The organism is Brevibacillus sedimenti (assembly GCF_020923495.1).
Lineage (GTDB): Bacteria > Bacillota > Bacilli > Brevibacillales > Brevibacillaceae > Brevibacillus > Brevibacillus aydinogluensis.
In genome coordinates this window covers 3,523,360-3,538,060 of the sequence record NZ_CP064048.1, presented here as the reverse complement: position 1 = coordinate 3,538,060, position 14,701 = coordinate 3,523,360, and the positions used below count along the sequence as shown (strand labels likewise).

Annotated in this window: 16 protein-coding genes; 10 read left to right on the top strand and 6 right to left on the bottom strand. The window is 47.5% G+C overall.

Annotated elements, in window-relative coordinates; translation table 11 throughout:
• Positions 1 to 152: 152 nt before the first annotated feature.
• The gene (locus IRT44_RS17260; RefSeq protein ID WP_171567002.1) at positions 153 to 842 is read left to right on the top strand and encodes a response regulator transcription factor; all 690 of its coding nucleotides are present in this window, start codon (positions 153 to 155) and stop codon (positions 840 to 842) included.
• A 3-nt stretch (positions 843 to 845) separates the two neighbouring features.
• Positions 846 to 2,183 carry a HAMP domain-containing sensor histidine kinase gene (locus IRT44_RS17255; RefSeq protein ID WP_171567004.1) on the top strand — a complete coding sequence of 446 codons (1,338 nt, stop codon included), beginning with the start codon at positions 846 to 848 and terminating at the stop codon, positions 2,181 to 2,183.
• A gap of 75 nt (positions 2,184 to 2,258) precedes the next feature.
• Here IRT44_RS17255 and IRT44_RS17250 read toward each other — a convergent pair whose 3' ends face one another.
• Positions 2,259 to 3,869 (bottom strand): multicopper oxidase family protein, encoded by a 1,611-nt coding sequence (locus IRT44_RS17250; RefSeq protein WP_171567005.1) that lies wholly within the window; start codon positions 3,867 to 3,869, stop codon positions 2,259 to 2,261.
• Between the two features lie 406 nt (positions 3,870 to 4,275).
• Between IRT44_RS17250 and IRT44_RS17245 the strand changes: the two genes are divergently transcribed.
• On the top strand, positions 4,276 to 5,133 hold the full coding sequence (locus IRT44_RS17245; RefSeq protein ID WP_171567007.1) for an AraC family transcriptional regulator: 858 nt from the start codon (positions 4,276 to 4,278) through the stop codon (positions 5,131 to 5,133).
• Positions 5,134 to 5,161: 28 nt separating this feature from the next.
• Here IRT44_RS17245 and IRT44_RS17240 read toward each other — a convergent pair whose 3' ends face one another.
• Entirely contained in the window at positions 5,162 to 5,632 is a 471-nt protein-coding gene (locus tag IRT44_RS17240; protein WP_171567009.1) for a hypothetical protein, read from the bottom strand.
• Between the two features lie 219 nt (positions 5,633 to 5,851).
• Between IRT44_RS17240 and IRT44_RS17235 the strand changes: the two genes are divergently transcribed.
• Positions 5,852 to 6,409 (top strand): GNAT family N-acetyltransferase, encoded by a 558-nt coding sequence (locus IRT44_RS17235; RefSeq protein ID WP_171567011.1) that lies wholly within the window; start codon positions 5,852 to 5,854, stop codon positions 6,407 to 6,409.
• Positions 6,410 to 6,668: 259 nt separating this feature from the next.
• Positions 6,669 to 7,019, top strand: a complete 351-nt coding sequence (locus IRT44_RS17230) for a darcynin family protein (protein ID WP_171564518.1) — start codon at positions 6,669 to 6,671, stop codon at positions 7,017 to 7,019.
• 179 nt (positions 7,020 to 7,198) lie between these two features.
• Here IRT44_RS17230 and IRT44_RS17225 read toward each other — a convergent pair whose 3' ends face one another.
• The 4 genes from IRT44_RS17225 to IRT44_RS17210 all read right to left on the bottom strand — a co-directional run bounded on the left by IRT44_RS17225 (position 7,199) and on the right by IRT44_RS17210 (position 9,029).
• Entirely contained in the window at positions 7,199 to 7,558 is a 360-nt protein-coding gene (locus tag IRT44_RS17225; RefSeq protein ID WP_171564519.1) for an SH3 domain-containing protein, read from the bottom strand.
• A gap of 70 nt (positions 7,559 to 7,628) precedes the next feature.
• Positions 7,629 to 7,802 (bottom strand): hypothetical protein, encoded by a 174-nt coding sequence (locus tag IRT44_RS17220; RefSeq protein WP_230077906.1) that lies wholly within the window; start codon positions 7,800 to 7,802, stop codon positions 7,629 to 7,631.
• 188 nt (positions 7,803 to 7,990) lie between these two features.
• The gene (locus IRT44_RS17215) at positions 7,991 to 8,230 is read right to left on the bottom strand and encodes a hypothetical protein (protein ID WP_230077076.1); all 240 of its coding nucleotides are present in this window, start codon (positions 8,228 to 8,230) and stop codon (positions 7,991 to 7,993) included.
• Between the two features lie 589 nt (positions 8,231 to 8,819).
• Positions 8,820 to 9,029 carry a hypothetical protein gene (locus IRT44_RS17210; protein WP_212133311.1) on the bottom strand — a complete coding sequence of 70 codons (210 nt, stop codon included), beginning with the start codon at positions 9,027 to 9,029 and terminating at the stop codon, positions 8,820 to 8,822.
• Positions 9,030 to 9,299: 270 nt separating this feature from the next.
• On the opposite strand from IRT44_RS17210, the gene IRT44_RS17205 reads away from it, so the two are divergent.
• The 5 genes from IRT44_RS17205 (at position 9,300) to IRT44_RS17185 (ending at position 14,669) form a co-directional block, all read left to right on the top strand.
• Positions 9,300 to 9,611 (top strand): hypothetical protein, encoded by a 312-nt coding sequence (locus IRT44_RS17205; RefSeq protein WP_230077075.1) that lies wholly within the window; start codon positions 9,300 to 9,302, stop codon positions 9,609 to 9,611.
• A 264-nt stretch (positions 9,612 to 9,875) separates the two neighbouring features.
• Positions 9,876 to 10,508 (top strand): TetR/AcrR family transcriptional regulator, encoded by a 633-nt coding sequence (locus IRT44_RS17200; protein ID WP_230077074.1) that lies wholly within the window; start codon positions 9,876 to 9,878, stop codon positions 10,506 to 10,508.
• Between the two features lie 109 nt (positions 10,509 to 10,617).
• On the top strand, positions 10,618 to 11,016 hold the full coding sequence (locus IRT44_RS17195) for a hypothetical protein (RefSeq protein WP_171564524.1): 399 nt from the start codon (positions 10,618 to 10,620) through the stop codon (positions 11,014 to 11,016).
• Between the two features lie 33 nt (positions 11,017 to 11,049).
• Positions 11,050 to 13,749 (top strand): aminotransferase class III-fold pyridoxal phosphate-dependent enzyme, encoded by a 2,700-nt coding sequence (locus tag IRT44_RS17190; protein ID WP_230077073.1) that lies wholly within the window; start codon positions 11,050 to 11,052, stop codon positions 13,747 to 13,749.
• A 29-nt stretch (positions 13,750 to 13,778) separates the two neighbouring features.
• A complete protein-coding gene (locus IRT44_RS17185; RefSeq protein ID WP_171564527.1) occupies positions 13,779 to 14,669 on the top strand; it encodes a ferritin family protein in 891 nt (296 codons plus the stop codon).
• The last annotated feature ends 32 nt before the right edge of the window (positions 14,670 to 14,701 follow it).

Below are 14,701 nucleotides of genomic sequence, written 5' to 3'. Positions count from 1 at the left end.
TTTTTTACGGGGCTCCATAATTTTTACACAGTTTGCTTCTATGATAGGCTTAACAAAAACGGATGGGTCAGGGGAAACTGTGGTCTGGCATACGAATGCAGATTCCCCAACGATTTGACGTCCGTTCTTCCGACTGTTAGGAGGTGATACACGTGTCAACGATTCTTATCGTGGATGACGAACCGCAAATTCTGGAGATCTTGTCATCGTATCTGACCAAGGAAGGCTATCACGTCATGACGGCGGAAAATGGCAGGGATGCCTTGGAACTTGCCGATGCAGCCGATTTGATTGTCCTTGATCTGATGCTGCCGGATATAGGCGGAGAAGATGTGTGCCGGGAGATACGCAAGACGTCCCGGGTACCGATCCTGATGCTGACAGCCAAAAGCGGTGAGTCCGACCGAATTGCGGGATTGGAGATAGGGGCCGATGATTATCTGGTAAAGCCGTTTAGTCCACGTGAGTTGGTGGCCAGAGTCCGGGCAATATTACGTCGGATGGGCGATTACCAGGTGTTGCGCGATCAGGTGGAATTGGGGGACTTGCATGTATCGCTTTGGGAAAAGCGTGTAACGTTGAAGGGAAAGCCGGTTGAATTGACACCGAGTGAGTATCGCTTGTTGACCACGCTGCTCCGATATCCAGGACGCACTTGGACCCGGGAAGAATTGGTGGAAGAAGTGTTGGGATTGGATTTCGCGGGAAGCGACCGAACCATTGACACACACATAAAGAACTTGCGTCACAAGATTGAGAATGACCCGAGACAGCCAGTCTACATAAAAACCGTATACGGATTAGGGTATCGACTCGACAATCCCGCACAGAGTGGGGGCTAACCTATGAAAAGCATTTGGATGAAGCTGGCGCTGGCCTTTATGGCTGTTAGCGCTAGCGGCATTCTGATTTCAACCATCCTTTCCATTAAAGAAATGGATCTTCATTTTTTCTATTACATAAGCGATGTTCATCGAAAACACCAAGCAGATCTTCTGGCCATGCTAAGGGAAGAATATCAACAAGGACACGAGTGGAACGAACGCACGTTTTTGAAATTAGATACCGCGTCACAGCTGCTGAAGTTGAAGATCACGGTATATGACCAGGAAAAGCAGCTGATCCGAACGTTTGGGAACACAACGACTGCTCATACCAAACTTCAGGATGACATGATCCCTGTTCTGGTGCGTGGTACACCGATTGGGTACCTAGGTATCGAGCATGACAACACGGACAGCATTTCCTTGGAGGAACACTTTCAGACAGCCCATACAAATGCCCTGCAGTGGACGATGCTTGCTTTATTGGTCATTGTGTGTACGATCAGTATTTTCATCGCAAAATGGATGTCCAGACCAATTGTCAATATGAGTCGTGCGGCTCTCGCTGTAACGAAAGGAGATTTGTCTGTAAGAGTTCCCCTCCCCAAAGGAAAGGACGAATTGTATGATTTGGTTCAAACGTTTAACAATCTGGTTCACAATCTGCAAAAGCAGGAGGAATTGCGAAAACGGCTTACGTCAGATATTGCACATGAGCTGCGAACTCCATTGAATACGCTGCTTGCCCAGACGGAAGGGATGATCGACGGGATATGGAAAGCAACTCCGGAACATTTGGAGGCTGCCCGTTCCGAAGTGGTGAGGCTGATCCGAATCGTAAGCGATTTGGACCAAGTCATTCAGGCGGAAGCAGGTGCGCTGAGCATCTCCCTTGATGTTATCAACCTGAACCAGGTCGTGGAAAACATTGCAGATTCGATGAATCCATCTTTTCAGCAAAAAGGAATACGATTAACAGTTCGGCTGGACAACGATGTCTGGATTCTGGGGGATAAACAAAGACTGGCGCAAGTTTTTTCCAACTTGCTTACGAATGCACTAAAACATACTCCGGAGAGCGGGGAAGTCATCATTTCCGTTGTAAAAAAAGAACGAAAGGTTGAGGTGAAAGTCATCGACAACGGTGCCGGTATTTCACCAGAGGATTTGCCTTACGTGTTCGAACGGTTTTATCGTGGAGATCGATCGCGCAATCGGGAGAAAGGGGGTACCGGACTCGGATTGACAATCGTGAAAGGGATTGTGGAGGCACATCAAGGAGAAATCTCCATCGAGAGTGAAGTGGGAAAGGGTACGACCGTTACGATAACATTACCTGCGTCAGAAAGCTTCTCTTGACATGGATGTACGGGAAAAGGGCGGAAACGCTTGTTCCTGCCCTTTTTGCATGTCCGTTTAATCCTGGTCATTCTGTTATTCTGGCTTGTTGTTTACGGTTGGATCGACAGTAAAATCAGGTTTGAAACCATCGTACTTCACTTCGGTTACCATTCCCTTGGAAGCGTGGCCGAGGTCATGGCAGTGGAACATCCAGTGCCCCGGATTATCAGCCTTGAAGGCAACGACGTATTCCTCACCAGGCAGAATGTTAAGCGTATCTTTTATCAAAGGAGAGCCCGAAACAGGTTTGCCATTTTTACTCAATACCTGGAAGAAGTGACCATGCAGATGCATCGGGTGAATGTCTTCCGGAGATTTGTTTACCAATTTGACTTTCACCAGATCTCCTTCCTTAACATCAAGCGGGGGAGTGTCTGGGAACGCTTTACCATTAATGGTGAAGGTTCCGTTTTTCATATCTGTTCCCAATTCCAGCGTGTACTGCCAATCATATTTGTCATCCAGTGAGAAGATGCTTTTGGCGGCTTCCCCGTATTTTGTGATATCTACAAGCGGCATCTCTCCTGCATGATCCGATTGCGGAGAAGCGTGCTCAAATCCTTCATAGACGATTGGAATTGCCAGTGATTTTGCCCCCGGAAATGTACTGTGTTCGTCCAACAGCCATTTGCCAGGATGATTGGCGACAAACTCGATATCGTATCGCTCCCCGGGTGCGATGTTCAGCAGCTGTTCGTTTATAACAGGCGGGTTGTGTATCGGTTGGCCATCTGTTGAGACGATCCTAAACTGATGACCAGGCAAGTGCAATTTGTGGGAGAGGTACCCTGCGTTGATCAGGCGGATTCTCACTTTGTCACCCTCTTTTACGGACACGGGTTTGATAGCAGCGCCAGTCCTACCGTTCGCCGAAAAGATCGTGTACATCAGCGGCATCATCTCAGCATCGCTCATCTTACTCATGTCCATCATGGTGTTGTTCGTGTCAGTTCCATGGTTCATGTGTCCGTGGTTCATCTTGCTCATGTCCGCATTCGAGTGGGTGGAGTTGTGCATCTCAGCCATGCTGTCATCTTCCATCCATTCATCGAGGACAATCGTGTAATCATGGTCAACCGGTCGGGATTCTTTTGGTTCGACTACAATGGACCCGTACAATCCTTTATCAACCTGGTTGACACTATCCTGATGGGAGTGATACCAGTAAGTGCCGGGGACATCCACTGTAAACTGATACGTAAAGCTCTCGCCAGGTTTTACAGCATTTTGTGTTACACCAGGAATCCCATCCATATGGTTCGGAACAGGTAGGCCGTGCCAGTGGATCGTTACGGGTTCTGGCAGTTCGTTATTCAATTTGACCTGAATCGTTTCCCCTTGTTTCACCCGCAGCTGTGGTCCAGGCACTGTTCCATTAAAAGTCCACGCCGTTTTCATGGTATTGTTGTCTAGCATGAGCATGCTTTCTTTTGCTGTCAGCGTAAATGTATTTCCAGTCAGAACTTCAAATTTGGGATCTGCTGAGGCTGACATATGCTTCTGTTGTTCATGAGAGCCCGTTGTGGACATGTCATGGCCTTCCGTATGATTGAGGGTATTATTGGAACAAGCAGACAGCACCAATGCGCCGGATAAAATAACCGGAAGCGCAATTCGCTTCTCTTTGGGTATGTTATTGGTCATGGATAATCCTCCTTTTCTTTTTCTAGGGGAAGATTAACATGCGATTGTGAAGAAAAAATGGAGAAGGATGGTGTCTGAGCATAGTTGCAATATGGACGAAGCGGGTCCTCATTATTCAATAGGGGAGTATTCTGGAGGAAAAGCGTGGTGTTTTTCCGATCATAGCTAAAGTGACGCAGAAGTCATGTTCTGCGTCACTTTAAGATTCAACAGTTGACGATATACATTCATATATTCCCCCGGGAAATCCAACGGGGGGTGCTGTTGTTTGTCGAATTTTGAAAAATGAATTCCATAATCAAGTTTCAAATGTGTTGACGTCTTACATGACTGTCCACACAGAGCATATAAAGACAGGATTTGCTTTCCCGTAATCAGTACACTTTATCTCAGGGAGTTGAGCTGGATGGCACTGGTCGAGTCATTGCAGAAAGCGATTGATTATATGGAAGAACATTTGCTTAAGCCGCTGACGATCGAGGAGATTTCCAGACAAGCGAATCTTTCTGCTTTTCATTTTCAACGTACGTTTTTGATCCTGACTGACATTACAGTCGGTGATTATATTCGACGACGGCGGTTAACGCTGGCGGCGCAAGAGTTAATCAGCACAGGGATCAAAATCATCGACCTTGCCTGCAAATACGGCTATGAAACTCCCGAGGCTTTCACCAAAGCCTTCCGGAAACAGCATGGTGTTACTCCAAGTGAAGCCAGAAAAGGAATCGGAAACATTCAATCGTACAACCGCCTGTCGATACAGGTGACGTTGAAAGGAGCAGAACCGATGAAGTACCGTATCGTTAACAGAGAGGCTTTTCAAGTTGTAGGTGTAAAACGCGAATGCCCTTGTGGAGCGAATGCGGAAGGGCCGGGGATTTCGGAATTTTGGGGTGAAATGAATGCAAACGGAACGGTCGACAAGTTAATTCAACTGCTTAATGGCGAGATCAAAGGGTTGATCGGAATGAACGACAATTATAACGCCAAGAAAAACACGGTTGATTACTGGATCGCCGCAGAACATGCGGGGGATGTGCCGGCTGAATTTCTGAGCTTTGATTTCCCTGCAGCGAAATGGATTGTGTTTGAGATAGAGGGGCCTATCCCAACCGCATTAGTGAATGCCTACAAACGAATTTATTCGGAATGGCTCCCTTCTAACGGGTATGTGCCCGCTGAACTGCCGACGATAGAGGCCTATATTAGTCCAGATCTCCATAGTCTTCATTCCCGGAACGAAATCTGGCTTGCCGTTAAATAAAACGAGAAAAATTACGGTTGGAACCGGATCACGAAGGCGGCACCAACTTCAAGACGATTTTTTCGGTATGCTGCCCCGTTTCATCATTCCAGGTGATTTCATAGACCAAGTCCCGGAAAAATATGCTGGCTATCTCTTCTGCATTCATCCCCGCTCGAAACTGTATGGAGTCACGCCCCGGACTTGTGACAAATAATTGAAGCGGTTTACCTTCCTCGATAAGTGGGGAAACCAGCGTACCCCCAGGTTGGCTTGTTACCACGTCTGTCTTATAGGTAAGTTGGGTGACATTCATGGAGGTTAGCGGCTTGATTGTTCCTTCGTAGATCACTTCGTTCCCATCTTCAGAAGGTCTCACAACAAATTGCGCCTCCCAATGCTGGCTGGAGCCTTGAAAAAGGTAAGACCAGGTATGGGAATAGTTGAAAAGAATAGAAAAGCCGACGATGAGAATTAACAAGGCACCAGCGAGTACGTAAAATCGGTTGACCTTATCCAATTCATTTCCCCCCTCGAAAAAATTCCCGCGGTCTGCGCCTGCGAGTTTGATCGGGTTTACTTTATGGGGCCATCGATTCGGCCGCTCTACGGACGCTTGACATTGGTATGATTGAATACCATCATCAACATATAAGGAAAAAGAAGGGGATGCAGATCCTCGGTATTGGCGAAAGGAAAGGCGAATGATTCAAGATTCCCCGCATGAAAGGACAAATAGATGATGAATGACTTACTCATTACCAAACCGACCAGGGAAGATATAACATCAGCTTATGCTGTATTTGAAGCATCGATTACGGATGCCTTTGAGAAAGACGGCCTTGGACATTTAACCAGTGATATTGAATATGAGATTGAGTCTAAAAAGAATCTGCTCACATCTTCACTGGTAAATGCCAAATCGGGAACTTTCTTTCTTGTTGCCAAAATGAATGACAATCTTATCGGAACGGTTTCTTTCGGCCCTTGCAGCAGTGATATTAAGAAATTTACAAATAATCAGCTTGAGGCAATTGGAGAGTTGGGCAGCCTTTACGTCTTGCCCGAATTTCAAGGCAAGGGCGTAGGGTCAGCTCTGATCCATTCGATAATGAAGGTTCTTTATGAATCAGGAGTTAAACAGTTTTGTTTGGATAGCGGCTACAAGCAGGCTCAATCAAAATGGTTACGGAAATTTGGCGAGCCTTATTTCATCGCAAGAGATTACTGGGGAAAAGATCGTCACCACATGGTATGGCTATGTAAAGTAAGTGATTACGTGAAAGGACAGGATTAACGCAGGGGGGATTGCTAAAACGCAAACAAAATGTTGCTTCCTCCGCCAAACAAGAGACCAGTAAAAAATCCTAACCCAATAATAATGGACAACTCCAATAATTTACGCATACGAATATAACACCTAGCTTATTTAATGTATCGCGACTAGGCGATAGGCACACACTCACCATCACAAACATTTTTTGTATACATGCGCAGGCAAATATACACGCCTGGTCGAACTCTTATCAAATGACAAATTTTCTCTGGGGGATTATATGAGCGACTTCAACTACGGAATTGTTGTACTGCTTGAATTTTATCCATCCTGGTTGGCCTTGCCGCGTGAAAAAAGAAGAGAATTGGCAAAAGATCTGTACCACATTATTGGTAAGTATCAAGACCATGTGAAAGTAAAATTCTTTGATGCGGATGCATTAGGCGGCAGATATACGGATTTTGTAATCTGTGAGACCAAGGACATGAAACAATACCACTATATGTGGGAAGAAATCAGGGATACGGTTGCCTATTCTCAAGGGTACTTCAAAATAAAGGATGTGATCATTGGCATCCAGAGTGCTTACCAGCAATTTGAAACTGAGGTATTGAAATTACCTGAAGAGTAGTACACGTTGCCCCGGAAAACGGGGCAATTTTTTCACCGGTGAAGCGGGGGCAAGCACGGGAATAGAGCTTGCATTGGGGTGCAGTGTCGATATCACAACGAACCATGATCCCGCAGTGGTTGCTAGCAATGCATCCAGCAATCCATCCGGCCAGAGCACTACCGCGAATACCACCATGCTCAGTGCGTGCCGGCATTGATCTGAATACATTCACAAGGCACCCAACCAACCTGGTTATCTGCATTGATACAGAGAAACCATCCGCTCTCTTCACACGTGATCGTTACGTCTTCCCCAATGTGCACAGTAAGTTCATACGAGTTGTATTCGTGTTGTACGGTTCCAAGGTTCCCATTTACCTGCAAATAACGTTTGGGCACCCATCCTTCCAGTCCGCTTTCATTCCTGCACCAGACCCATCCGGTCCATTGTTCATCTTCTTTGATGATTTGAAGTATATCTCCTGCGTTACAAACAATGGGGGTGGGATAACTGGTCACATGACGTTTTATGACAGTGCCCTGGATTGGGTTTGACATTAGGAGACCTCCATATCAAGAATTTTGTCTCAGATAGTACCACGACCATTTACTTCAACGCTTGTTTTGATCAATGTTGATTGTCAGGCAGCTTATCTGAAACAACAATAATGAGTGTCGCAATTGGCCCAAGAAATAATGAAAGGAAGAACCAGTTCAGACCACTGCGGTTTTTTGCTTGAGCCAGTCCAGCATTGATGAGTGACAGAGTTCCCCACCCGACAAAAAATTCATTTTCCATCAAGGTCAATCCTCCAAGGTTTATAGACTTACTGGTATTTACGTACTTACGTGGATTGAGTTTCTGTTTCATTAACAAAATGTGTAAAGAGATTTAGGGGAAACCGACATAAGACATAAGTATTTGCGTTAATGTCGATAAGTCATTTGTAACGCTACACGAAATTTTCGGGAGTAAAGAAAACTGTCCTGCTATCGTACAATTTTATTCCCTAACTGTAGTGTGATTTGGCCCAGGTCAGCAATATCGTATCCCCAAGACTTTAATTGAGACTCAATGAGATCAAGATCGCTGTAATATGCAAAGTTCTGGCCCAACCGAAAGGCCCGATCTTCGCTGCTCTCACCTGGCACTCTTTCCATAGAATCATTGTATCTGTCCTGGATGATCCGAATAAGATCGTGCAAGAAGTTTTTCAGTTCCTCACTCATATGAAACACCTCATAAGTAAGCAGCCCTTTGCCATAGCTGAATAACTTTACCAGGGAAATTATAACACGAGCACATCTGATAGGGAGATTAGAAGATTAGCAGCTAGCAAGAGCCGATTCCGGTCCCAACGGGAAAAAAGCCAGCCATAGTCCTGATGAATCCGAAACAAGGAAAAGACAAGTTGGCCCCACTGGCAGAGTATGGCGAAACCGTGGTACTATTTTGTCAGGGAAAGATTGCCAAGGCGGATGATTGGGAAAGTGAGTAGTTCACGTCTCCTGTAATTCTTATTGGAGTTGATGTGTCTTGACTGAGCAAAGAAAATGCCCGAATTGCAATGGTTCGGAGTTCGCGGAAGGCGATGATTTCATGCCGATAAAGCCCATTGACAAAAAAATGTCGTTTGGCTCTCCCAAAGTATATACGTTTTGTTTGAACTGCGGAGAGGTCATATCCATTAGAGTCAAAAATCCCGAAATGTTTCGCAGTTGACTATCCCAAAGCCTGATACCCGGATACGGAAGGCGTCAGATTCACACCTGCTATGGGTATGTTCTGGCGTCTTCTTTTGTTGTGCCATCGTCTTCGTTAATCGAAAATTTGACTAATAATGTACAGAAATGGCAGGAGAAAACCAATAATTCCGAAGACCCTCAGCATAAAAAAGTATTGTTTGGAAGGATAACGGTTCGCCTGCCATTTTCCGAATAGTTCCCAATAACCAACAGGATTTATCGCAATATAGCCAGTTATCACGAGCCAGCCCAGAAAAAATATACTCACGATGATCATGCCCATTAGCGAAAACCTCCTTGTTGCACAATATACAAAAAATTGCGTCTATTGATATGATAACATAGCTTCGTGCGTGAACTCGTAAAAAACTGGCATCGCTGAATATACAGATAACCAATTACACAGGCACTTTTGGCCCCTATTCTCGGGAATTTTAGGAGGGAATTCTTTTGAGCGAATTCACGTTTGCCATGCTTGTGAAGGAAGCAAACAAAAGGAAGATAAGCAGCGCGGTCCGGAAACGCCCTCTATGCAGAGATGGCTGATCGATTCATGGCGGAATACGCGTTTCAACGCATACATATGGATGATCGTATTCTGTTTGGCGGCAAGGCGATCTACCAAGGCAATCGGATGCAGATTGAATTTACACATTTTCCTCAGATAGCCAGTATCGTTACGTATCTGGTCGAGGAGACAGAGAAAAAGTCCTTACAAAAATTTCTATCAGAACACAGAGACATATTACCGGTCGATATCAGAACCGTTCATTTCTCGTTTCAAAATCGGGATGAATTTGTACAGGCGCTGGAGCGTACTTTTGATTTTCTGCATTTTTATTTCAAACAGAAGCAGGCAGATTGACTTATCGTCAGGCAGCGGCGCTGGTGCAGGATGTTGGTCCAGACCAACCTCCTGCACGGGCAGCGTGATGCCTGTAAAACCTTTTGGGACGATTTACAAAAAATTAATGACAACATGATGGAAAATCATCTTCTTTTTTTGCAGGAAATGGTATATAGTGTAATTAGTTGGTTGAATGACTAACTCGATAATATGTTTTCCATACATAATCATTCGGGGTGGAGTAAGGAAACACACTGGAATACACGCAAGGGACTGAGATGAATGGCAAAACCGAACGTCGTTTCCAAACAGGAACTGATTGAAGCAGCCAAGGCGTGCATCGTGGAAAACGGCTTGGAAAAGCTCACGCTGAAAATGGTGGCTGACAAGGCAAATGTATCGCAGGGGACCGTCTATTACCATTTTCACACCAAAAACCAACTGATGTTGGACGTGGTAAAAGATGTGTGCCTTCGTTCCTGGGAGGAGATGTCTCATACGCAATCCGTCGAATTCGCCGTCCCGGAGGCTTTGAATGCCGCCAAGGAACGGTGCCGACCGGACTCGTTTTTCCACCGGCTGTTTTTGTCGCTGGTTGTGTTTAGTTTCAACAACGAAGAAATCAGGCAGGAATTGGGCCATCTGCTCGCGTTTGAAAACAAAGTGCTTTCGGAAAAGATCCTGGAGCTGATCGCAGACAACCACGCCGATTCCAGCGTGGAGGGGACTGCTGTTCAGACTGGCCGGGACAAACGGCTGATGGGGGTTTCCACCGAGACCTGGGCGGTCCTCATCAATGCGTTGATTGACGGCCTGGCGGTTCAATGCCTGGTCTCTCCCGAATTTGACCGGGATAAAGTGTTTGCCGAATTGGGCGTATTCTTTCAGAAGCTGTTGGAAAACAAATCGGATTGAGCAGCCACATCAAGTCTTGGAGGCTGGCTTCATCGTGTGTTCTTCCACACTTACCTCCAAAGACTTTTTTCCAATATATTTCCTCAAATTTAGAAAAGGAGATGAGGGTATGTTCTCAGAAAAACTGGGCCTGACCTTGCTGTTCTCGATCCTGGTCTGGCTGGGGGCGACGTTGTTCTTCGTGTTTTTCGGCAGCATGGTGTTGGTCGACCCGTATCAACAAGACTTTTTCATGAGGTTCCTGTTGTTGGAGATCGCGACAGCAGTGGTCTTGTACATCGTCTTTGTGATCTTTCGCAAGCTGGATCCCAGTCCGTATGCGGTGGTGAAGCTGGGGCTGATCGGCAGTGCAGTCGGCTTGATCATCGATGCCTTCGTGTTGTGGAACCGCGACGTGTTTTTTTCGGGATTGTCCAGTGAACAGCTGCTCGCCTTTACGATCTGGATGTCATTTGCCTATGGACTCTATCTGCTGATCCCGCTGTTCATGCGAAAAGAGAACAAGTAATTCATTTTAGATTAATCTTTGGAGGAGAAGTCGATGAAGCGTCTGAATCCCGTTATCGCGGATTTGCTCACCATTTTCAAGATGGATAAGAAATTTGTCAGGGGTGAAGGGTACTATCTGTACGAAGCAGACGGAACGCGGTATACCGATTTCATCGCCCAGTACGGCGCCATCCCCTTGGGGTACAACCACGAGGCGATCTGGGCGGCCCTGGATCAAATCAGGGCGAACATGCTTCCGAGCCTGTGTCAGCCATCCACACCGATTAAGGCGGTAGAGCTGGCCCAGTTCCTGTTAGACAAAATGCCAAAAAATCTCTCGGTCTGCACGTTTGGCCAAAGCGGGGCGGAAGCAGTGGAAGCCGCGATCAAGCTCGCCAGAGCCGCTACCCGAAAACGCAAGATCGTCAGCACATGGAAAAGCTTTCACGGTAAAACAGCGGGAGCGTTGGCGGCGACCGGGCAGGAAGTCTATCAAAAGCCGTTTTTCATCGATACCTCTGACTACATCAAGATCCCCTACAACGACGAGGCTGCTTTGGAAAAGGTGTTGCAGGAGCAGGGAGATCAAATCGCCGGTTTCCTGGTCGAACCTGTGCAGGGAGAAGGCGGGGTCAACGTACCGTCGCCCACGTATCTGCACAAGGCGCAGGAGCTGTGCCGCCGGTACGGTGTCCTGTTTATCCTCGATGAAATTCAGACAGGTCTGGGCCGGATGGGCAATTGGGCCGTGTGTGTGGAGCAGGGCCTGGAGCCGGATATCCTGCTGCTGTCCAAAGCATTGGGCGGAGGAATTGTCCCGATCGGTGTATGTATGAGCACGTCTGCTCTCTGGGAGGAGGACGATTTCGGGAAAAACCACAGCGCCACGTTTGCCAACAACAATTTTACCTGCTCAATCAGCCTGGCTTATCTCAAGTATTTGGAGCAAAACCAGCATCTGTTCCAACAGGTGAAGCAAAACGGCGCGTACATGCGCGAACGCTTGCTGCAGATTCAGCAAAAGTGGCCCGGTGTCATCAAGGAAGTACGCGGTGAAGCCTATTTGCAAGCCATCGAGTTTGAAGAGATCGATGCAGGAGATTCGTATGAATTTGCGATTCTCTGTTCGCAAGGCGGTCTCGGATACCTGATCAGCGGCTTTTTGCTCAATGTCTACAAACTGAGGATCATGCCGTATCTCAACCAGGAGATGGCTGTGCGGATTGAACCGCCGCTCACGATTTCCAGGGAAGAGATCGACAAACTGCTGCACGCCATCGACCGTACGTGCGAGATTCTCTACTATCGCGATTTCTATCATTTGTACCGTTATACCATTCACGACAATACCATCCCCGAAACAATTACTGACTATCGTTCAAAAAGAAGAGAAATTATTGTTTCTTCGACCACTCGAGAACCTCATCGCAGCTTCGCTTTTATTGCCCACTACCCGCAAACGAGAGACTTGGTCATAAACACACCGTCATTTGAACAATTCATTGATACAGAGCTGTCCGAGATACTGGAATGGCAGGCTGACTACGGAGAGCCGGGAGTAGTTTGCACACTTTCCAAAATCTCCTCGAAACACGGAGATGTCGCTGCCGGCAGCATCATCGCCATTCCCTTCGGGGGACCAAAAGTGTTGGAGCGTCCCAGAAAGGAAGTCGTTTCCGCCATTCGCGCTGCGATCCGCAAAGGGCGAGAAATGGGAGCCACCGTGTTCGGATTGGGTGCGTACACCTCCATCGTCACACGCGGCGGAATCGATGTGCGCGATATGATACTGGATCATGAGATCGTAACGACGGGCAACACGTTTACCGTCATTACATCCGTCAACGCGCTGCTGACAGGCGCAGCCAAGATGGACATCTCTCTCGAAACGTGCAGAGGAGCCGTGATCGGCGCAAATGGATCGATCGGGCGGCTGTGTGCCATTCTTTTGTCTCAAAAGATGGAAAATATCTTATTAATAGGCAGAAAAAGTAATGAAAGAGTAAATATGGAGCGTTTGCGAGAGTTGGCCAATGAAATCTACCTGCATGCCATCTTTTACCACAAGGAACGATCGGGGATCCGAAAGCAGCTGTTATCGCTGCTGGAAAACGAGCTCGTATTCAGCGACGGTCTGTATCAGACACGCGAGCGGCTGTATGAACTGTTCCAGACGGCCGAATCGGCGGAGACAGACAATCTCGAAGAGCAGATGAGTGAAAACATCATTGACGACATCGAGCTGTTGTTCCGACAAGCCGGACACAAGCCTCCGATCGATTACGGCGTCGATATCGATTACTTCCTGCCTGAGCTTGATGTCATCCTGGTCGCTACCAGCAGCATCGGAGAACTCCTGCAGCCGGATTTGATCAAATCTGGGGCAGTCATCTGCGATGTCTCCCGTCCTGCCAACGTAGGCAAAATCGTGCAGGAAAAACGGCCGGATGTATTGGTGATCGAAGGCGGTTTGGTCAAATTTCCGGAAAACCTCGCATTTGGTCAAAACCTGGGTTACAAGCCGGGGGTCAATTTGGCCTGCCTTTCGGAAACGATTCTCTTAACCTTGGAAAATAGCAACCGCAATATGGGCATCGGCGGACGCATCACGATGGACGACATGTACTACATCCAGGGGCTCGCCGAAAAACACGGTTTCACACTGGCCAGCCTGCACAGCTTCGAGAAGGAAATCGATGACAAGTACATCGCGCGGGTCAAAGCGGCGGCCAACAAACAAGTTGTTTCATAATTTTCTAGATATAAAAGGAGGAAAAGAACATGACGACAACTTCCAGCAAGAAAAGAGTCTCTGTCCGCAACTTTACCGCTGAAAAATGGCTGGAGATCGTACCCCACGGCTATCTGAAGGGCATGATTTACGGCCGCTCTCCGCAGTACGACGTGCCCGAGATTCTGCAGGAGGAAGGCAAGCTGCGCCAGGTATGCTTGTACGATTTGGCAATTTTCGCTTCCGCCGAAAAGATTGCCGTGACCACCGCTTCCGGTCTGACCAGCATCGCCGACGACGATTGGAGCCGCGTTTTTCTGGCGACGCAGACGTTTGACGAAGCACGTCATTACGAGGTGTTCGTGGAACGGATGCGCGAGATGGGGCTGTCCGATGAGGCGATCGGCCAGTTGGTCGAGGAAGTGGCCAGTCCGGAATACCGCGCCTTCCAACAGATCATGCTCCAGCAGGTGGACAACAAAGATTTGCTGGGCGGATTGGTCACCCTCAATATCATCCTGGAAGGCATGGCGTTCCCGCTGTACGGCTACGAAGCCCGGTTCTGGAAGCCGTTTGATCCCGGATTGACCGAGATTATTATCGGAGCGTTCAAGGATGAGACGCGCCATGTGGGATTTGCCGAGAAAAAACTGGCGGATGCGATCCAGCAGCGTCCGGAAGAAAAAGAACGGCTGTCGCGCCTGGCTACCGAATGTTCGGTGCGGATGCAAAAAGCGTTTGAAAGCTTTCTCAATCAGTTCGTCGGGCTGTATCAGGAAGCTTGCATGGAGCACAAGGACTTGGTGGGAGATGCCGAGATTGCGCCAGGAATGCGCATGATCGACACGCCGGTAGTGGATCAGGTGAACATGGTGCTGAGCGATATTATCAACGGTCATCGGGAGCGCTTGAAGAAAATCGGACTTGAGTATTTGAACTAACGCAAAGCCAACGGTTGCCCCAGTCTCCTGTG

What these genes read in the sequence shown, in the direction of transcription:
- IRT44_RS17225 (WP_171564519.1), bottom strand. Translation starts at nt 7,558, where the DNA reads ATGTCAAACCCAATCCAGGGCACTGTCATAAAACGTCATGTGACCAGT.
- IRT44_RS17195 (WP_171564524.1), top strand. Translation starts at nt 10,618, where the DNA reads ATGTTCTCAGAAAAACTGGGCCTGACCTTGCTGTTCTCGATCCTGGTC.
- IRT44_RS17230 (WP_171564518.1), top strand. Translation starts at nt 6,669, where the DNA reads ATGAGCGACTTCAACTACGGAATTGTTGTACTGCTTGAATTTTATCCA.
- IRT44_RS17200 (WP_230077074.1), top strand. Translation starts at nt 9,876, where the DNA reads ATGGCAAAACCGAACGTCGTTTCCAAACAGGAACTGATTGAAGCAGCC.
- IRT44_RS17255 (WP_171567004.1), top strand. Translation starts at nt 846, where the DNA reads ATGAAAAGCATTTGGATGAAGCTGGCGCTGGCCTTTATGGCTGTTAGC.
- IRT44_RS17215 (WP_230077076.1), bottom strand. Translation starts at nt 8,230, where the DNA reads ATGAGTGAGGAACTGAAAAACTTCTTGCACGATCTTATTCGGATCATC.
- IRT44_RS17235 (WP_171567011.1), top strand. Translation starts at nt 5,852, where the DNA reads ATGATGAATGACTTACTCATTACCAAACCGACCAGGGAAGATATAACA.
- IRT44_RS17250 (WP_171567005.1), bottom strand. Translation starts at nt 3,869, where the DNA reads ATGACCAATAACATACCCAAAGAGAAGCGAATTGCGCTTCCGGTTATT.
- IRT44_RS17190 (WP_230077073.1), top strand. Translation starts at nt 11,050, where the DNA reads ATGAAGCGTCTGAATCCCGTTATCGCGGATTTGCTCACCATTTTCAAG.
- IRT44_RS17205 (WP_230077075.1), top strand. Translation starts at nt 9,300, where the DNA reads ATGGCGGAATACGCGTTTCAACGCATACATATGGATGATCGTATTCTG.
- IRT44_RS17210 (WP_212133311.1), bottom strand. Translation starts at nt 9,029, where the DNA reads ATGGGCATGATCATCGTGAGTATATTTTTTCTGGGCTGGCTCGTGATA.
- IRT44_RS17185 (WP_171564527.1), top strand. Translation starts at nt 13,779, where the DNA reads ATGACGACAACTTCCAGCAAGAAAAGAGTCTCTGTCCGCAACTTTACC.
- IRT44_RS17245 (WP_171567007.1), top strand. Translation starts at nt 4,276, where the DNA reads ATGGCACTGGTCGAGTCATTGCAGAAAGCGATTGATTATATGGAAGAA.